Raw genomic sequence first — 18,877 nt, forward strand, 5'->3', positions numbered from 1 at the left:
CCCCTCCCGGCCGGCCGTCGCATGACCGCCATCTGATTCTTGCAGGCGCAAACATCGGATGAAAGGGTTGCGCTGAAGTAAATTGCGAGATAAATTTACCCCACAATCAATAGCGTCAGCGCCAGGACGGGCCGCTGGGCATCTGCAATGGAGGAGATTCGCGTGTCGAAATACAAGAAGAGCGCGGCGGCGATTCTCGCCGTCGCTGGACTGGCCGCAGGTCTGACTGCCTGTTCGTCGTCCGCCGGCGGTTCAGGTGGGGGCTCAGGCTCGCTGACGTGGAGCTTCTGGGACCAAGGGTCATCGAACAGTTCCTGGCAGGCACTGGCCGCCGACGTGCACAAACAGGACGCCGACATCACGGTGAAGCTCACGCAGACGCCCTTTGCCGATTACTTCACCAAGTTGCAGTCGCAGTTGGCGGCCGGTACCACCGCGTGCATCGTGAGCATGCAGAGTTTGCGGCTGCCCGCGTTCAAGGACGCGCTCGAGCCGCTGGGTCCGCTGATGAAGAAGGCCGGATTCGACGAATCGCAGTGGAACCCTGGTGCGCTCAAGGCGCTGCAGGTCGACGGCCAGCAGTACGCGATCCCATACGGCCTGTCGACGATGTTGCTGTACTACAACAAGGACGCGTTTGCGAAGGCCGGCGTGCCTGCTCCGACCAATGACTGGACCACGTCCGACTTCGAAAGTGCCGCAGCCAAGATCACCGCAGTCGACGGCAAGCCCGCATTCGGACAGTCGTTCTCGGACCTGCACATGTTCTCGATGCTGTTCGCCTACAACGGGGCGCGGCCAGTCACCGATGCGGCGAAGCTCGATCTCACGAACAGTCCGATGGAGCAGGCGTTCACGTGGTACTCGGGTCTTGCGACGAAGGAGAAGGTGTCGTCGATTCCGGCGAGCTCATCTGACGTGCCCTGGGGCGAGCAACAATTCGTGGCGGGCAACGTCGCAATGGCGGTCGACGGCGACTGGAACATCTCGTCGGACGCCACTCAGGCGGCATTCCCGGTCGGAGTGGTGGCTCTCCCCCAGGGCCCGAACGGTGGCGGAACCTACTCTGCGAACTCCGGCTTCGGCATCGCTAAGAGCTGCCAGAACAAGGAGGCCGCGGCGAAGGCCATCGCGATCATCACGAGTGAGTCAGCGCAGGTCGAGCAGGCGAAGGCGGGCACGCATCCTGCTCGTTTGGCTGCCGACGACGCCTTCTTCCAGGCGCTCGCCACGGCAACCGACAAGAAGAGCCCAGGCTATGCCGCTCAGGCAAAGGCGGCGATGGAGGCAGCAAGCGCGAAGTCGGTTCCGTTCATCAGCACGTCTTCGTGGGATCAGACGACAAAGTTGATCGCGCGCGAATTCATCCTGGCGTATTCCGGCAGTGAGAGCGCCGACACCGCGTTGCAGAACGTGCAGCAGTCGTCCAAGTAGGTCCATCGATTCACGGTGGGGCGGACGCGCGATGTCCGCCCCACCTGCAGGAAGGCTCCACATGACCGCTCTGGCTGAGCGCGCGCCCGTTCGCACACGCGACAGGCGACGGCGACGTAACGACACCCGTGCTGCTCTGGCGTTTCTCACACCGAGCGCCGCCGGCCTGACCGTCTTCATCCTGTTCCCTTCTGTGCTCGCGATCGCCACAAGCCTCTTCCACTGGCCGACATACGGTGACATCACCTTCGCGGGACTCGACAACTACGCGGAGCTGTTCAGCGCACGTAGTGACTTCGGGCCCGCGCTGCTGAACACCGTGGTGTTCACGTTGCTGATCGTTCCGATCAACTTGGTGTTGACTGTCGGGGTCGCGTTCTGGGTGGCGTCCAGCAGGTTCCGGCAGCTCTATCGCGTGCTCTTCTTCATCCCCGTCGTCACTCCGTCAGTGGCCACGGCCATCATCTGGAAGCTCCTGTACCAGCCCGATGGCGTGCTCAGCTGGGTGGCGGGGATGTTCGGCGCAACGCCGCCCAACTTCCTGGCGTCGCCCTCGAGCGCTCTGCTCTCGGTGGTAGTCGTCATCCTGTGGAACGGCTTCGGCTACAACATGCTGATCTTCTCCGCCGCGATCGACCAGCTGCCGGAGGACGTACTGGCCGCCGCGTCGCTCGACGGTGCCGGCCGCTGGCGCACGATGTTCCAGATGAAGCTGCCTCTGATGACGCCTGCGATCTTCTTCGCGACCACGGTGACACTGATCCAGTCGTTCCAGATCTTCAACGAGCCGTACGTCATGACAGCCGGAGGCCCCGGCACCTCGACGATCACAGTCGTCATGAACGTCTATCAGACGGCATTCCAGTCCGGTCAGCTCGGAGAGGCGGCAGCCCCGGCGATCGTCCTGTTCGTCCTGATCCTCGTCGTCACCCTGGTCCAGTGGACCGGGCAGAAGAAGTGGGTGCAGTATGAGTGACAGATCAACCATCGGAGTGCGGATCGGCCGAAGAACCGCGCGTTCGGCGAACGAGGTCGCGCTGGCGCTCGTTGCGCTGCTGTTCCTGTTTCCGGTGATCTTTACGATCACGTCATCGTTCAAGCCGAACAATGAGATCTTCCAGTCGCCGCCCTCGCTGTGGGGCAGCGAATTCCGTTGGCAGAACTATGTCGAGGTCTTTCAGAACGCCCCGTTCCTGCAGTACATCATCAACGGCATCATCCAATCGGTCGGCGGCACTCTCATCGTGCTGGCCGTCTCGGCACTTGCCGCGTATGCATTCGGCATCCTGCGCTGGCGTGGCCGCGACCAGAGCATGCTGGCGTATTTGGCCACCATGATGATCCCTCAGGAGGTGCTGGTCATCCCGATGTTCCTGCTGATGCAGAAGTTCGGCTGGATCAACACATGGCAGGCACTGATCCTGCCCTGGGCCTTCGGCGCCTTCGGAACATTCCTTCTGCGACAGTTCTTCTCGACACTTCCCTACGAGCTGGTCGAGGCCTCACGCATGGACGGCTGCAGTAACTGGCGCACGTTCATGAAGATCATCCTGCCTCTGGCGCGTCCATCATTGGCCGTTCTGGCAGTGTGGACTTTCATCACCTACTGGAACAGCTTTCTGTGGCCGCTGATTGCCGTGAACGACATACACGCATTGGGCAACGTGCCGCTGGGTCTACAGACGTTCTTCGGTGAGCACGGTGCGTCATGGAACCTCATCATCGCGGCGTCGGTGATCTCAATCGCGCCGACGTTGCTGTTGCTGCTGTTGTTGCAGAAGCACCTCGTGAAGGGCATCGCGACTGTCGGACTGGCAGGAAGATGACTGCGGTCACGCGCCGTCGGAGCGTCGTCGTTTTTCTCGCCGACGATCTCGGGTGGGGAGACCTGGGATGCTTCGGAAGCACTGCGATCCGTACCCCGGTGCTGGACGCGCTCGCTGAGGGAGGGATGCGGTTCACCGACTGCCACGCGGTCTCAGCTGTGTGCACGCCGAGCCGCTACGGCCTGCTGACGGGTGAGTACCCCTGGCGCTCGCCACTGCGCGAAGGCGTGCTCGGCGGCACCGATCCTTCGATTCTTCGCGATGGCCAGATCACCGTGGCATCGATGTTCCGGGATGCCGGGTATCGGACTGGCGCGTTCGGCAAATGGCACCTGGGACTGGGGTGGACCCGTCTCGACGGAACGACCCGTGCTGCGTTCGACGGGGCGTTCCATCCTGACATGCAGGCCTCCGGGCGTGACGTCGACTACTCGGCGCCCTTCGCTGATGGACCGATCTCGCACGGGTTCGATCGCTTCTTCGGCATCGCCGGATCGCTGGACATGCCGCCGTACTGCTACCTGGATCAGGACCGAACCGTCGGCATCCCCGATCGAGAGAAGGACCCCCTGGTGACCAGTCAGCGCCCGGGACTGCAGGTCGAGGGCTGGCAGGACGACCGCGTGGACGTCGACATCATTGACACTGCGTGCGATTGGATTCGGGAACAGGCCGCGTTGGACCAACCGTTCTTCGCGTACGTCGCCTCGGCAGCGCCGCACCGGCCGTGCGTGCCGCCAGAGTTCGTGCAGGGACTGTCAGAGGCGGGAGCCCGCGGTGATGCCGTGTGCCTCGTCGACTGGATGGTGGGTCGCATCCAGGACGTCCTGCGTGAGGCCGGCATCGCGCAGGACACCCTCATCGTGTTCACCAGCGACAACGGTGCACCGATGATCTTTCCCGAGGATGGCGATGTCACCGAGCACCATCCGAACGGCGCATGGCGTGGCCAGAAGGCCGATGCATGGGAGGGTGGTCATCGGGTCCCGCTGATCGTGGCAGGCCCCGGCATCGTGTCTGGGACGGTCGATGAGCCGGTCAGCCTGCTTGACGTGCTGCCGACTCTGGCGATGCTCACCGGCATTTCGGCATCGAATTCCGCAGGTGATGGCGTGGTGCTGGCCGGATTCACGCCGTCGCGCGCTCGAATCATCGGCCAGCAGGCTTTTGACGGAGCTCTCACTCTGCGCGCGGGAGACGAGAAGGTGATCCTGTCCACGGGTTCGGGAGGGTTCAGCGACCCCGTCGGCCATCCGGTCGCGGTGACCGCTGAGGTCGCGCAGTTCTACGATCTGGGCGATGATCCGGGCGAACGCGAGAACCTGTGGCATGAGCGCCGAGCGCGCGTCGCTGAGATGCTCGCTCGGTTCAGCGCGCAGACGGGCTACCGGCACGAGGTCGTCGATGATGGCTGATCGAGCACAGATTGCCGGCATAGACATCGGTGGCACCAAGATCGCTGCGATTCTCACGACAGGTGACGGCAGCGTCACCGCGCGGGGCGTCGCATCGACGCCCGCTCGAGCGGGCGGCGATGCGATTGTGGATGCCGCAGCCCGGCTGGTCGCTGAACTCAGCCGAGTGCACGACGTCCGAGTCGCTGCGGCGGGCGTGGGCACCGCCGGCGTCGTCGACCACTCTGACGGCGTCGTCGTCGCGGCGTCCCAGACGTTCAGCGGCTGGGCCGGGTACCGGCTCGGAGACGTCCTCAGCACACGTCTCGGGGTGCCTGTTCATGTCGAAAACGACGTGAACGCGTTTCTCGTCGGCGAATCTGCCTGGGGTGCCTCACCTGCTCGAGACGTGCTGGGCGTGATGCTCGGAACGGGCGTGGGCGGTGCGCTGCTTCTCGACGGCGTGCTGCGTCACGGGCCACATGGAGGAGCCGGAGAGATCGGGCACACGCCAGGGTACGGCGATATCCGCTGTACGTGCGGACAGACGGGCCACCTTGAGACCGTCGCCTCCGGTACGTCGATCGGCCTGCGGTACGGCGAGCGAACGGGCCATGTGAACATCGGCGCACACGAAGTTGCTGAGCGTGCTCGGTCGGGCGACGGCGATGCGCGTGCGGTCTTCGATTCAGCCGGCCGCGCATTGGCGCTGGCGTGCGCAACGGCGGCAGGAATCGTCGACGTCTCGGTCGCCGTGATCGGCGGAGGCGTGACCCGCTCGTGGGATTTGCTGGCTCCGGCGATCGAGCGCACCCTGGCTACCGACTCGCCGGTGTCCGGCGCGGATCTGCGCATCGTGCGCGGGACTCTCGGCGGCAGTGCTGTAGCGCTGGGAGCCGCACATTCTGCACGGCAAGCAATGTCGGGTCGCTGACCCCGCCGTCACCCTGACCTCTCGAAGGAGAATCGTCCATGACCGATCGCCCTGACGCCTCACAGATCTGGATGGGGCCGCTGGTGGCCGTCGCACACGACGGTATGTCGCGTCCGCGTATCGGCATCGCCGGTATCTCGATCGAATCCAGCACCTTCTCGCCACACATCTCGGGCGACGAGGCGTTCACCGTCCGCACCGGCGCCGAGCTGCTGGCGTACTACCCCTTCCTCGAGCGGGGTCGGCCCCTGCGCGACGCGGCCGAGTGGATACCACTGACACACGGCCGTTCGCTTCCCGGCGGTGCGGTGGCCCCCACGACCTACCTTCGTATGAAAGAGGCGATCATCGAAGGGATCAGTGCGCACGGTCCCTTCGACGGCTTCTTCTTCGACATCCATGGAGCGATGAGCGTCGTGGGGATGCAGGATGCCGAGGCCGACCTGGCCAGTGCGGTACGGGACGCACTGGGGCCGGACACGCTCATCAGCGCATCAATGGATCTGCACGGCAACGTGTCTCGGGAGCTTCTGGACGAGGTGGACTTGATCACCTGCTACCGGATGGCCCCGCACGAGGATTGGCTGAACACGAAGGAACGCGCCGCGCATCATCTGCTTGACCGACTGCGTGGGGCAGGCGGCACGGACCCTCTGCGCAGGCGACCCTACAAGGCGTGGGTGCCGGTGCCTGTACTCCTCCCCGGCGAGAAGACGAGCACACGGCTCGACCCCGCCAAGCGCATCTACGCGCAGGTGCCGGACGTCGAAGCCCTTCCCGGGGTCGTCGACGCGGCCATCTGGGTGGGTTACGCGTGGGCGGACGAACCACGCTGTCAGGCCGCTGTCGTCGTGACCGGAGATGAACGCGGAACCATCGCGCGCGAGGCGGAGAAACTCGCTCGTCTCTATTGGAATGCGCGCGAAGACTTCGCGTTCGTCGGACCGGCAGCCTCGCTCGGAGACGCACTGGATCGTGCCCTCGCTGATGGCGCCGCACGGCCGTACGTCATCTCCGACTCCGGCGACAACCCGACCGCCGGTGGCGCCGGCGACGTATCCTGGACTCTCGGCGAACTGCTCGCGCGTCCCGACCTGACCGACGGCGCGCGCACGGTGATCTACGCGTCCGTGTTCGACCCTGGAGCAGTGGCCGAAGCCGTGGCGGCGGGCACAGGCGCCGCAGTCGAGTTGTCAGTGGGTGGTCGCGTGGACGCCGGCCCGCGTGGACCGGTCGCGCTGGGCGGCGAGATCGTGTCCATCACGGAGGGGGATGACGATGCCGGGACCCAGGTCGTCGTTCGGGCCGGCTCGGTCTACGCGATCGTGACGGAGCGGCGCAAGCCGTTTCACCATCTGGATGACTTCCGCATGCTCGGCCTGGAACCCGAGAGCGCGGATGTGGTGATCGTGAAGATCGGCTATCTTGAGCCGGAGCTGTACGCGCTCGCCGCAGACTGGACACTTGCGCTGACCCCCGGCGGCGTAGACCAAGACCTCCTCCGGCTCGGTCACCGTCACCTCGCTCCCGGCGTCGTGCCGTTTGATACCTCGGTCCCGGACCCCGACCTGACGCCTGCGGTCTCTCGACGCGGTGAGGAAGATCACGCATGATGAACTTCGAATCCCGCATCGGCCCCGACATGGGCGCGTCCGCACCGACGTATCCGCGGTTCGGCGTGCCGGACTGGTTCCGAGACGCGAAGCTTGGCTTCTTCGTCCACTGGGGCCTGTATTCGGTGCCGGCGTGGGGGACTCCGCCAGGGATGCGGCATATACCCGTTGAGGATGCCTACATGCACCACCAGTACGCGGAGTGGTATGGGAACACGGTGCGCATCGCGGGCAGCCCGACATGGGAGCGGCACCAGCGTGTCTACGGCACGGGAACCTCTTACGAGGATCTCGCCGATCTCTGGGACGCGTCGGCGTTCGACGCCGACGCGTTCATCGGCGAACTCGTCGACGCAGGTGCCCGGTATGTCGTGCCGACTGCCAAGCACCACGAGGGCTTCTGCCTCTGGGAGACGGCGACGACGCCGTTCAACGCGGTCGCGCGCGGCCCGCGCCGAGATCTTGTGGCCGAACTGCACGATGCCGCTCGGCGACGCGGAGCACGGTTCGGAGTGTATTACTCGGGGGCGCTGGATTGGCACGTCGGCGACTTCCCACCCATCCAGAGCGATACGGATCTGTTTCGGTACCGGCGGAACGACGAACTGTATTCACGGTATGCGGCCGCGCAGCTTGATGAGCTGATCACGCGCTTCCACCCCGATGTACTGTGGAACGACATCGACTGGCCCGACGGCGGCAAGGGGGATGACGACTACGCGGTGGCGGCTTTGCTGCGCCGATACTTCGCGGCGGTCCCGGACGGCGTGGTCAACGATCGCTGGGGGGTGCCGTACCACGGCTACCTCACTCGGGAGTATGCCGATGTCGCCGACATCCTCGAGCCTGTGTGGGAGTCGACGCGCGGACTCGGGTTCTCTTTCGGCTACAACCAGGACGAAGACGGACGCCACTCGCTTTCCGGTGCAGCGCTGATTCGGCTGTTCGTGGACATCGTGGCCAAGAACGGCAATCTGCTGTTGAACGTCGGACCGCGTGCCGACGGATCGATCCCCGATCTCCAGCGTGCGGCGATGCGCGAACTGGGGGCGTGGCTGCGGACGAATGGCGAGGCCGTCTACGGCACGCGGCCGTGGATCCGTGCGGGGGAGCGCACCGGCGCGCCACGCGCCTACACCACATCGACGTCGGGTGTGCATGTTCACGCACTCGACCCCGCCGCGGGTGCGATCGGGCTTCCCGCAGAGCTTGCGCGCGCGGCCGACGCACGCTGGGCAGACGGGTCACCGGCTACCATCACGACATTGCCCGGCGGTCTCACCGAGGCCGCCATCCCCCGTGCGCTTCGCGGTGCGGCCGTGGCAGTCCTTACGCTGAGACCATGACGCCCGCACCCTCACCCGCCCTCCCTGTCGAGATCGCCGTGCAGGGCCCCGCGGGAGCCCGTATCGCGTTCGCCGAGGGTGCCGACCGCATTGAACTGTGCCAGGCGCTGGATGTCGGGGGCCTCACGCCTTCGGCCGGAACCGTCGAGTGCGTGCTGGCAGAACTCGGCGACGGGCACGCAGTCGCGCCTCTTGTGCGTCCCCGCGGGGGCGGTTTCGTGTATGACGACGACGAGTCGGCGGTGGTCGCCGCCGACATCCGCCACCTGGTCTCGCTCGGGGTCGGAGCAGTGGTCGTCGGGTGCCTGACCGCAGCAGGCACCATCGACCGGACGCGGCTGGCCGAGTGGACGGATGCCGCAGCCGGCGCCGACGTCGTCTTCCACCGTGCGATCGACACGGTGGCTGACCCTGCTGCTGCGATCGACGTGCTCATCGAGTGCGGGGTCGCTCGCGTGCTGACGTCGGGCGGGGCGGGGCGCAGCATCGACGGCACGTCGGTGCTCGCCGAGCTGGTCGTGCGTGCCGGCGGTCGCCTGCAGATCATGGCGGGCGGGGGAGTCCGGGTCGTGGACATCGCCGCATTGCGCGCCGCCGGAGTCGACGCCGTGCACCTGTCGGCGCGGGCGCGCTCCGGGGACCGTTCGCCGAGCGGTCCCGGCGGCGGCGCGGACGGGCACGACGTGACCGACCCGGCGATCGTGCGCGCGGCGGTGGCAGCGGCACGCGCCTGATCCCGCCTCGGGCGTGTGATTCCGCGTCGCGGATGCCCTGTGACCGGTGCCCTAGACTGGCGCGCATGGCTCCCGATCCGCGCATCCCCGAGGATGATGACGCTCTGCACTGGGACGGCGACGAAGAGCCGCGCGTCACCCTGCCGAAGGGGTGGGAGGCGCTCGGCCCGGGCGCTGAGCGTGTGACGCAGCAGGCGGACGATTCGGCGGGCGACACCGCCGATGATGCCGTGTCGCCGCCACCCGGCGCCGCGGTGGCAGCCGCGCCGGGTGGACGTGCCGCCGATGGCGCCGCGGAGGCGCCCGCGCAGCTGAGCAACGTCGCCCTGGTGGGCTTCGGTGTGCTCGGCGGCGCCTACCTGCTGTACACGATCGGATGGATCATCGGCGGGTATCGGCTGCAGGGGCGCGCACAGTGGATGGTCACCGATGCGATGTTCCAGGGCAGCTTCTGGCTGACGATCCTGGCACCGCTGATCTGGTTCGTGACCGTCCTGCTGCTCACCCGCGGCAGACGCATGTGGGTGCGTATCGTCTGGCTCGTCGCCGGGGTCGTGCTGCTCGTGCCCTGGCCGTTCGTGATGACCGGGTTGGTGGGACTGTGAGCATGGCCGAGCAGAGCAACGGCGAGCACGACGAGAACGTCGCGGTCGCGGCATCCCGCACTCACATGCCGATGTGGCTGTTCGGGACGATCATCGGACTCTTCGGACTCTTCTACGCCTACGCGGTGTGGAATGCGCTGTCGAACCTCATCCAGACCGTGCAGCAGTATGACGCGCTGGGTGTTCCGCTGAATGCGCTGGGGTGGCTGCTGTGGATCTTCGCCGCCGTCTTCCCGATCGTGGTCTATGCCGTCGCAGTGCGCATCGCGGCGCACCGCCACGCCGGGCACGTGGCGCTGGTGATGCTCGCCGGGCTTGCGCTGGTGGCCGTGTTCTGGCTCGACGTCGTCGCATACGCGACGCTGAACACGCACGCGCTCATCTCGTGAGCAGGCGGCGCAGCGCTGTGGCCGTCACATGGTCGGGAGCGGCCGGGTCCGCGCGGTAGGCTGTGACCGTCTCGCCCCGAAGGCGTGCGGCGCGGCATTCCCGTCATCACCGCCGTCGCGCGCTGCGCGCTTGCCGAAGGGCTTCTCGCTGTGACCAAACCCGTCGTCCTCATCGCCGAACAGCTTTCGCCCGCCACAATCGACGCGCTCGGTCCGGATTTCGATGTCCGCCAGGTCGATGGAACCGACCGGCCCGCGCTGCTGGCAGCCCTCGCAGAGGCAGACGCGGTGCTGATCCGGTCGGCGACGAAGATGGATGCCGAGGCCATCGCCGCGGCCCGCCGTCTGAAGGTCATCGCCCGCGCCGGTGTCGGCCTCGACAACGTCGACACCCCCGCGGCCACCGCCGCCGGGGTCATGGTCGTCAACGCCCCCACCTCGAACATCATCTCGGCCGCCGAGCTCACGGTCGGTCACATCCTGTCGCTCGCGCGGCACATTCCCGCCGCCCACGCCTCGCTGTCGGCGGGGGAGTGGAAGCGCAGTTCGTTCACCGGTGTGGAGCTGTTCGACAAGACCGTCGGAATCGTCGGCCTCGGCCGCATCGGCGCCCTGATCACGGCACGCCTGCAGAGCTTCGACATGAAGGTCATCGCCTACGACCCTTACGTCACGAGCGCACGCGCACAGCAGCTCGGGGTGGAGCTGGTCAGCCTGGACGAGCTGCTCGAGCGCAGCGACTTCGTCACGGTGCACATGCCGAAGACTCCCGAGACCACCGGCATGATCAGCACACCGCAACTGCAGCGCATGAAGTCGACAGCGTTCGTGATCAATGTCGCCCGCGGCGGCCTCATCGATGAGGACGCTCTGTTCACGGCGCTGGGCTCCGGCGAGATCGCCGGGGCCGGTCTGGACGTCTTCTCGTCCGAGCCACCCACCGACAAGCGTCTGCTGTCGCTGCCGAACGTCTCCGTCACGCCACACCTGGGCGCCTCGACCGCCGAGGCGCAGGAGAAGGCGGGCGTGTCTGTGGCTAAGTCCGTGCGCCTGGCGCTGGACGGCGAGCTCGTGCCCGACGCTGTGAACGTCGCCGGCGGTGTGATCGACCCCTACGTGCGCCCCGGCATCCCGCTGGTGGAGAAGCTCGGCCAGATCTTCTCCGGTCTGGCGCGTTCGCCGTTGACGAGCCTGGACATCGAAGTGCACGGCGAGCTGCAGGGTTACGACGTCAGCGTTCTCAAGCTGGCGGCGTTGAAGGGCGTGTTCACGCCCATCGTCAGCGAGTCGGTGTCGTACGTGAACGCACCGTTGCTGGCACAGCAGCGCGGTGTCGAGGTGCGGCTGATCGTCGACGACAACAGCCCCGAATACCGCAACGTCATCACGTTGCGCGGTGCGCTCTCGGACGGCTCGCAGCTGTCGGTCTCGGGCACGCTCACCGGCCCGAGGCAGGTCGAGAAGCTGGTCGGCATCAACGAGTACGCCGTCGAGCTGCCCATCGAGCAGCATCACATCGTCATGCTCTACACCGACCGCCCGGGCATCGTGGCGGTGTTCGGCCAGCGGTTCGGGGATGCCGGCATCAACATCGCCGGCATGCAGATCGCGCGCCAGTCGGCCGGTGGCCAGGCGCTGTCCGTGCTCACGGTCGACTCGCCCGTCTCGGACGAACTGCTCGAACTCGTGCGCACGGACATCGATGCCGACCTGTTCCGTCAGATCGAGATCATCGAGAGCTGAGCGACACCAGCGCGCCCGGCTCAGATCAGGTCGTCGGGTGCCGAGGCCTCGTCACGGCGCACCGTGTCGCCCGTGCGCGGGTCGACTGTGGTGTGCGACGTCGCCACCGTCCGTCGTCGGCGCAGCAAGAAGGCGATGCCGATCAGCACCACGATGACACCGGCACCCATCAGGATGTAACCGACAAGCTGCAGGTCGATCCACGACACGTCGATGTGGAGCGCGAAGGCGAGAATCGCTCCGATGACGAAAAGCACGATACCCAGTCCGATGCTCATGATTTCTCCTCTCGGCGCGCAGTCGTAGGCGCTCTTTCCAGCGACCGTACCTGGCTTCTGCCGGCCGGCAGGGGCCATTGCGCGCGTGTCTGCCGTGTGATAGCGGCTATTCGGCCACGGCGTGGAGCACGAGGGCGATGAGCGCGTCGAGATCGGCCCCGACGGGCAGGTGCATCGCGGTCTCTGCTTCGAGCAGGTTGTTGAAGTACAAACCGTCTGAGACCAGCAGCACGAGATTCAGCGCCGCTTCGTCGCGTACGTGGGGCCTGAGGGCGTCTGCCCATCGGTCTCGTGTGCGCTGCAGCGCGGTGCCCGCCGCGACGCTGCCGCCCTGCGCCAGGCGCGAGACGGCGAGCATCGCGCGGTCGAGCGGGTCGGCCGTCAGCACGGACGATCGCAGGTAGTACGCGACGGCGCCCTCGGATGCCGCGGCGATCGCGGCGACGTCCTCGTCGACGAGTCCGTCCAGTCGGTCGATCATGCCCGCTTCGAGGGCATCCTTCGTCGCGAAGTGATAGAGCAGACCGCCCTTGGAGACGCCGGCGGCCCGGGCTGTGGCATCCATCGTCGCGGCGCGCTCGTTGCCGTCGATGAGGATCTGTTCGAAGGCGTCCAAGACGCTTCCCCGTGCCCGCGGAGGACGACTCATGACAACGATGCTATCGGCAGATCGGCCATGAACCCCATGTTACTATACCGGCTGGACGGTAAAGTATGCCGTCGATTGTCGAGCACATCATGACTGTCACCCACGCGATCCCCGTCACCGACGGCACCGGCGGCCGTGCCGGCGCGCGCGGATGGGTCGCCCTGGCTGTGCTGATGCTTCCCGTGCTGCTCGTCTCGGTCGATAACACCGTGCTCAGCTTCGCACTGCCGATGATCTCGTCGGCGCTCGAACCCACCAGCATCCAGCAGCTGTGGATCATCGACGCCTACCCGCTCGTGCTCGCGGCCCTGCTGGTGACGATGGGCACGCTCGGCGACCGATTCGGCAGGCGACGGATGCTGCTCATCGGCGCGACCGGGTTCGCTCTCGTCTCGGCGGCTTCGGCGTTCGCCCCCACGGCGGGGTGGCTGATCTCGGGGCGCGCCGGGATGGCCGTGTTCGGTGCCATGCTCATGCCCTCGACCCTGTCGCTGATCCGCAGCATCTTCTCCGAACGTGCGCAGCGACGACTGGCGATCGCCGTCTGGGCGGCGATGTTCTCGGCCGGCGCCGCGCTCGGACCGATCGTCGGCGGCTTTCTGCTGGAGCACTTCGCGTGGGGATCGGTGTTCCTGATGGCGGTGCCTGTGCTGGTGCCGCTGCTGGTGTTCGCCCCCATGTTCGTGCCCGAGAGCCGCGACCCCGACCCGGGCCGCATCGACCCCGTCAGCATCGTGCTGTCGATCGGCGCCATGCTGCCGATCGTCTACGCGATCAAGCAGCTCGCTGTCGAAGGCTTCAGCGCGACCGTGGTCGTGCTGCTGGTCGCAGGCGTGCTGTTCGGGTTGCTGTTCGTGCGCCGTCAGCTGCGCGCCGAGATCCCGATGCTCGACATGGGCCTGTTCCGCACACCGGCCTTCACCGGAGCGCTGCTGGTGAACCTGCTCAGTGTGATCGCGCTGGTCGGCTTCTTGTTCTTCATCGCCCAGCATCTGCAGCTGATCATCGGATTGTCGCCGATGGAATCGGGCCTGGCTCTGCTGCCGTCGCTGGTGGCCATGATCGTGGCGGGACTGATCGTGGTGCCGCTGTCGGTGCGCATTCCACCTCGCGTGCTCATCCCCGCCGCTCTCGTGTTCTCGGTCGCAGGCTATGTCGGCATCGGGCTGACGACCGGCCCCGACACCCTGTGGCCGACGATCGTCGCTTCGGTGAGCCTGGGCATCGGCATCGGCATGGCCGAGACGGTCTCGAATGAGCTGATCCTCTCCAGCGCTCCGGCGGCCAAGGCCGGTGCCGCCAGCGCGGTGTCCGAGACCGCATACGAACTGGGCACGGTGCTGGGCACGTCGGTCATCGGCGGGTTCCTCACCGCGGTGTACCGCACGACGATCGCCATCCCCGAAGGGGTCCCCGCACATATCGCGGCCGAGGCGCGCGAGACGCTGGCCGGCGCGATGAATGCGGCGGGTGAACTCGGCGGCATGCTGGGTGCGGCGCTGCGCGCAGCGGCGGCGCAGGCTTTCGACGCGGGCGTGGGTGCGGCGGCGCTGACCGGGGCGGTGCTGGTTGCGGTGGCCGCTGTGATCGCGGCCACTACGCTGAAGGGCAGGAGCACCCGGTAGGGGCCGGGGTCGTGTCGAGGAGAGCCATGTCGCGTGTTGTGAAGCTGGCCGTCATCCCAGGTGACGGCATCGGGCCCGAGGTCATCGCCGAGGCCGAGAAGGTGTTGGATGCCGCGACGGCGGCAAGTGAGGTCCGTTTCGAGAAGACCCGCTTCTCGCTGGGTGCCGCCCGCTACCTCGCCACCGGCGACACTCTCACCGACGATGACCTCGCCTCGATCAAGACGCACGATGCGATCCTGCTCGGCGCCGTGGGCGGCACGCCGGGTGACCCGGCGTTGAAGGACGCCAACATCGAGCGCGGTCTGCTGCTGAAGCTCCGGTTCGAGCTCGACCACTACGTGAACCTGCGGCCGGCGAAGCTGTTCCCCGGAGCGCCGGGGCCGCTCGCCGACCCGGGCGAGGTCGACTTCGTCGTGGTGCGTGAGGGCACCGAAGGCCCCTATGTCGGCAACGGCGGCTCGATCCGCCGGGGCACCGCGCATGAGGTGGCCAACGAGACCTCGGTGAACACCGCGTACGGTGTCGAGCGCGTCGTCCGGTACGCCTTCGCAGCCGCGGAGCGGCGCAGCCGTCGGCTCACGCTCGTGCACAAGACCAATGTGCTCATCAACGCCGGTTCGCTGTGGAAGCGGGTCGTGGACGAGGTGGCCGAAGAGCATCCGCAGGTTGCCGTAGACTACCTGCACGTCGACGCGGCCACCATCTTCCTGGTCACGAACCCCAGCCGGTTCGACGTGATCGTCACCGACAACCTCTTCGGCGACATCCTGACAGACCTGGCCGGCGCCGTGACCGGTGGCATCGGTTTGGCAGCCTCGGGCAACATCAACCCCGATGGCGCCTTCCCCTCGATGTTCGAGCCCGTGCACGGATCGGCGCCCGACATCGCAGGACAGCAGAAGGCCGATCCCACGGCCGCGATCCTGTCCATCGCCCTCCTGCTCGACCATCTCGGGCTGACCGGCGAAGCAGGCCGTGTCACTCGCGCGGCCGAGGAGGACATCGCGACCCGAGGCGGCGCACCCCGCACCACCGCGCAGATCGGCGACGCCATCGCCGCGCGACTCCAGGCGTAGCCTGGAAGCACGCGAGCGTCGCCCGCGCATCAACGACTGGATGTGACATGACTTCTCCCGCAGACACCGCTCTCGCCTCGCTCGAGTTCGCGGTCACCCGCAACCCTGCCCCGCGCAGCGCTGCCGAGCGCGAAGCGGCCCTTCGCGACCCGGTGTTCGGCACGGTCTTCACCGACCACATGGTGGGCATCACCTGGACCGATGGTGAGGGCTGGCACGACGCCCGCGTACAGCCGTACGGCCCGCTCGCGCTGGACCCGGCTGCGGCCGTGCTGCACTACGGCCAGGAGATCTTCGAGGGCATCAAGGCGTACCGGCACGCAGACGGATCGGTCTACACGTTCCGCCCCGATCAGAACGCGGCGCGTCTGCAGCGCAGTGCGCACCGACTCGCGCTGCCGGAGCTGCCCGCCGACCTGTTCACGCAGGCTCTGCGCGAGCTGATCGCCGTCGATGGCGCGTGGGTGCCCTCGGGTGCCGACCAGAGCCTGTACCTGCGGCCGTTCGTGTTCGCCTCCGAGCCGTTCCTGGGCGTGCGGCCGGCCCGCGAGGTCTCGTTCTACATCATCGCCAGTCCGGTGGGCGCGTACTTCAAGGGCGGCGCCAAGCCGGTCTCGATCTGGCTCAGCGAAGACTATGCGCGTGCCGGCAAGGGCGGCACGGGGGCGGCGAAGACAGGCGGCAACTATGCCGCGAGCCTCCTGCCGCAGGCCGAGGCATATGAGCAGGGCTGCGACCAGGTCGTCTTCCTCGACGCCGACGGCAATGTCGAAGAACTCGGCGGCATGAACGTGGTGTTCGTGTACAAGGACGGCACGATCGTGACCCCCGCATCCGCATCGATCCTGGCCGGCATCACGCGCCTGTCGCTGCTGGAGCTCGCCCGCGACCGGGGCCACGACGTGCAGGAGCGCGCGATCTCGATCGACGAGTGGCGTCAGGGCGTGGCATCCGGCGACATCGTCGAGGTGTTCGCGTGCGGCACTGCCGCCGTGGTGGCACCGATCGGGCAGCTCAAGGGCCACGCGTTCTCCGACGAGCAGCCGCTCGGGGAGCTCGCACTGTCGTTGCGTGAAGAGCTCACCGACATCCAGTACGGCCGTCGTGATGACCGCCACAGCTGGCTGGTGCGACTGGACGGCTGACTGAATGCCCGCCAGGTCCTAGGCTTGTGCGGGTGAGAATCGCACGCTTCAGCCACCATGGCGCCATCACGTACGGCATCGTCGACGAGACCGATCTGGTCGTGCTCGCCGGCGACCCGATGTTCGCGGGTTTCGAAACGACCGGAGCGCGCATCCCCCTGGCCGACGTCGCGCTGCTGGCACCGGTGATACCGCGCTCGAAGGTCGTCGCGATCGCGCGCAACTACCGCGACCACGCCGCCGAGCTCGGCAACGAGGTGCCGGCCGCGCCGATGCTGTTCCTCAAGCCCAACACGTCGGTCATCGGCCCCGGAGACGCGATCGTGCTGCCCCCGCAGTCCGCGCGCGTCGACTACGAGGGGGAGCTTGCAGCCGTCATCGGAAAGATCGCCAAGAACGTGTCGGCCGAGCAGGCGCTCGACCACGTGTTCGGCTACACGATCGCCAACGACGTCACCGCGCGCGACCTGCAGCCCATCGACGGCCAGTGGTCGCGCGCGAAAGGGTTCGACACGTTCTGCCCGCTGGGGCCGGCGATCGAGACCGACTTCGACCCGCACGGCTCAGCCGTGATCACCACCCGTGTGGACGGCGAGGTGCGTCAGCACGGCCCGATCTCAGACATGATCCACTCGGTCGCCGACATCATCGCCTACGCGTCGACCGCTTTCACCCTGCTGCCCGGCGACGTGATCCTCACCGGCACGCCCGCAGGCGTCGGCCCGTTCACCGCCGGTCAGACGGTCGAGGTCGAGATCTCGGGCCTGGGCATCCTGCGAAATCCTGCGCGCGCCGCGTGAGCGAGACACTGTCGCCCCCGCCTGACGCCGCGGCACTGGCCGCGCTGCAGCAGCGCACCATCTGGGTGCTCTCCCTTGGGCAGGTGCTGGGCGGATTGGCGTTCGGCGCGACGGTGTCGGTCGGGGCGATCCTGGCCGCACAGGTCTCGGGCGACGAGGCCCTCTCGGGCTGGGCGACGGCATCGGTGACACTGGGCACCGCGGCCACCGCCGTCCCGCTGGCAGCCCTCGCCCGCCGGCGCGGCCGGCGCCCCGCACTGGCGGTGGGGATGCTGATCGCCCTGGTCGGTGTCGGAATGGTCGTCACGGCGGTCGGAGTGTGGAGCTTTCCTCTGCTGATCGCCGGCTTCCTGCTGATCGGTGCGGGGCAGGCGGCCAACCTGCAGTCGCGCTTCGCCGCTGCAGACCTCGCGACCGACACCTCGCGCGCACGCGATCTGTCGATCGTCATCTGGGCCACCACGATCGGGGCGGTTCTCGGCCCCAACCTCGTCGGACCGGGGGAGGCCATCGGCCACATGCTCGGGATGCCGCAGCTGACCGGCGCCTATGTGTTCACGGTGATCACCCAAGGGCTGGGCGTCGTGCTGTACCTGGTGTTCCTGCGCCCTGACCCGCTCACGACAGCACAGCGCGTGACCGCCCACCACGCGGCATCCGGCAACCGCATCGCCCATGCCGACCAGCCCATGGCCGCCCGCTATGCGATACTCGCCGTCGCGGGCGCCCACGTCGTCATGGTGTCGGTGATGGCGATGACCCCCGTGCACCTCGAGCACGCGGGCGCGACGATCCAGATCATCGGGCTCACCATCAGCCTGCACATCGCGGGCATGTACGCGCTCTCGCCTGTCTTCGGCATGCTCGCCGACAGGCTGGGCCGGCTGGCCGTCATCATGATCGGACAGGTGCTCCTCGTCGCCGCGTTGCTGACAGCGGCGCTCGGTCAGCACTCGACTGCCGCCGTCACCGTCGCGCTGATCCTGCTGGGTCTGGGCTGGAGCGCCACCACCGTGTCGGGTGCGGCGCTTCTGACCGAGGCATCGGCGGAACAGTGGCGCACGCGCCGACAGGGGCACAACGACCTGATCATGAGTCTGGTGGGCGGGATCGGTGCGATCCTCGCCGGGCTCGTGCTCGCGTCGATCGACTACGGCGGCCTGGCGCTGGTCGCCCTCGTGGTCGTGGCGGCGGTCATCGTGTGCGCACCGCTCGGCCGGATGCGCACGGGCGAGGGCGCACCGGCGCGCACGGGGGCGAGCTCGCGCGACGCCTAGAATCAA

At 67.3% G+C, this 18,877-nt stretch carries 19 protein-coding genes; 16 read left to right on the forward strand and 3 right to left on the reverse strand.

The features are described 5' to 3' along the window. Positions 1–95: 95 nt before the first annotated feature. Positions 96–374 (reverse strand): hypothetical protein, encoded by a 279-nt coding sequence (locus tag QU603_RS06755; protein WP_308494057.1) that lies wholly within the window; start codon positions 372–374, stop codon positions 96–98. Between QU603_RS06755 and QU603_RS06760 the strand changes: the two genes are divergently transcribed. From QU603_RS06760 to serA, 11 genes are all read left to right on the forward strand, one after another. Beyond that, entirely contained in the window at positions 337–1,434 is a 1,098-nt protein-coding gene (locus QU603_RS06760; protein WP_308493967.1) for an ABC transporter substrate-binding protein, read from the forward strand. The genes QU603_RS06755 and QU603_RS06760 overlap by 38 nt on opposite strands. Before the next feature lie 61 nt (positions 1,435–1,495). Continuing rightward, positions 1,496–2,410, forward strand: coding sequence for a carbohydrate ABC transporter permease (locus tag QU603_RS06765; protein ID WP_308493722.1), 915 nt, complete (start codon positions 1,496–1,498; stop codon positions 2,408–2,410). A 16-nt stretch (positions 2,411–2,426) separates the two neighbouring features. Further along, entirely contained in the window at positions 2,427–3,260 is an 834-nt protein-coding gene (locus QU603_RS06770; RefSeq protein ID WP_308493723.1) for a carbohydrate ABC transporter permease, read from the forward strand. Next, positions 3,257–4,675, forward strand: a complete 1,419-nt coding sequence (locus QU603_RS06775; protein ID WP_308493724.1) for a sulfatase family protein — start codon at positions 3,257–3,259, stop codon at positions 4,673–4,675. The genes QU603_RS06770 and QU603_RS06775 overlap by 4 nt, the downstream gene beginning before the upstream one ends. Then, positions 4,668–5,588 (forward strand): ROK family protein, encoded by a 921-nt coding sequence (locus QU603_RS06780; RefSeq protein WP_308493725.1) that lies wholly within the window; start codon positions 4,668–4,670, stop codon positions 5,586–5,588. The genes QU603_RS06775 and QU603_RS06780 overlap by 8 nt, the downstream gene beginning before the upstream one ends. A gap of 38 nt (positions 5,589–5,626) precedes the next feature. After that, positions 5,627–7,201 carry a M81 family metallopeptidase gene (locus QU603_RS06785; protein ID WP_441295473.1) on the forward strand — a complete coding sequence of 525 codons (1,575 nt, stop codon included), beginning with the start codon at positions 5,627–5,629 and terminating at the stop codon, positions 7,199–7,201. Beyond that, a complete protein-coding gene (locus QU603_RS06790; RefSeq protein WP_308493726.1) occupies positions 7,198–8,547 on the forward strand; it encodes an alpha-L-fucosidase in 1,350 nt (449 codons plus the stop codon). Before QU603_RS06785 ends, QU603_RS06790 begins: the two co-directional genes overlap by 4 nt. Continuing rightward, on the forward strand, positions 8,544–9,281 hold the full coding sequence (locus QU603_RS06795) for a copper homeostasis protein CutC (protein WP_308493727.1): 738 nt from the start codon (positions 8,544–8,546) through the stop codon (positions 9,279–9,281). Before QU603_RS06790 ends, QU603_RS06795 begins: the two co-directional genes overlap by 4 nt. Before the next feature lie 65 nt (positions 9,282–9,346). Beyond that, entirely contained in the window at positions 9,347–9,886 is a 540-nt protein-coding gene (locus tag QU603_RS06800) for a DNA polymerase III subunit gamma/tau (protein WP_308493728.1), read from the forward strand. Positions 9,887–9,888: 2 nt separating this feature from the next. Continuing rightward, complete coding sequence (locus QU603_RS06805) at positions 9,889–10,275, forward strand: bacitracin resistance protein (RefSeq protein ID WP_308493729.1); 387 nt, start codon at positions 9,889–9,891, stop codon at positions 10,273–10,275. Positions 10,276–10,425: 150 nt separating this feature from the next. Then, complete coding sequence (gene serA / locus QU603_RS06810; RefSeq protein WP_308493730.1) at positions 10,426–12,018, forward strand: phosphoglycerate dehydrogenase; 1,593 nt, start codon at positions 10,426–10,428, stop codon at positions 12,016–12,018. A 20-nt stretch (positions 12,019–12,038) separates the two neighbouring features. Here the strand turns inward: serA and QU603_RS06815 are convergent, their stop codons facing one another. Both QU603_RS06815 and QU603_RS06820 read right to left on the reverse strand, forming a co-directional pair. Further along, positions 12,039–12,296 (reverse strand): DUF6458 family protein, encoded by a 258-nt coding sequence (locus QU603_RS06815; protein WP_308493731.1) that lies wholly within the window; start codon positions 12,294–12,296, stop codon positions 12,039–12,041. A 106-nt stretch (positions 12,297–12,402) separates the two neighbouring features. Beyond that, the gene (locus QU603_RS06820) at positions 12,403–12,945 is read right to left on the reverse strand and encodes a TetR/AcrR family transcriptional regulator (RefSeq protein ID WP_308493732.1); all 543 of its coding nucleotides are present in this window, start codon (positions 12,943–12,945) and stop codon (positions 12,403–12,405) included. 89 nt (positions 12,946–13,034) lie between these two features. Here QU603_RS06820 and QU603_RS06825 point away from each other — a divergent pair, with 89 nt between their 5' ends. The 5 genes from QU603_RS06825 to QU603_RS06845 are packed head-to-tail and all read left to right on the forward strand — an operon-like array spanning position 13,035 to position 18,871. Further along, positions 13,035–14,570, forward strand: a complete 1,536-nt coding sequence (locus QU603_RS06825; protein ID WP_308493733.1) for an MFS transporter — start codon at positions 13,035–13,037, stop codon at positions 14,568–14,570. 26 nt (positions 14,571–14,596) lie between these two features. Continuing rightward, on the forward strand, positions 14,597–15,649 hold the full coding sequence (locus QU603_RS06830) for a 3-isopropylmalate dehydrogenase (RefSeq protein ID WP_308493734.1): 1,053 nt from the start codon (positions 14,597–14,599) through the stop codon (positions 15,647–15,649). 47 nt (positions 15,650–15,696) lie between these two features. Further along, positions 15,697–16,794: a branched-chain amino acid aminotransferase gene (locus QU603_RS06835; RefSeq protein ID WP_308493735.1), complete on the forward strand. Its 1,098-nt coding sequence runs from the start codon at positions 15,697–15,699 to the stop codon at positions 16,792–16,794. 32 nt (positions 16,795–16,826) lie between these two features. Further along, a complete protein-coding gene (locus tag QU603_RS06840) occupies positions 16,827–17,594 on the forward strand; it encodes a fumarylacetoacetate hydrolase family protein (protein ID WP_308493736.1) in 768 nt (255 codons plus the stop codon). Further along, positions 17,591–18,871 (forward strand): MFS transporter, encoded by a 1,281-nt coding sequence (locus tag QU603_RS06845; RefSeq protein WP_308493737.1) that lies wholly within the window; start codon positions 17,591–17,593, stop codon positions 18,869–18,871. Before QU603_RS06840 ends, QU603_RS06845 begins: the two co-directional genes overlap by 4 nt. Positions 18,872–18,877: the final 6 nt, after the last annotated feature.

This window comes from Microbacterium terrisoli (assembly GCF_030866805.1).
Classification (GTDB): Bacteria; Actinomycetota; Actinomycetes; order Actinomycetales; family Microbacteriaceae; genus Microbacterium; species Microbacterium terrisoli.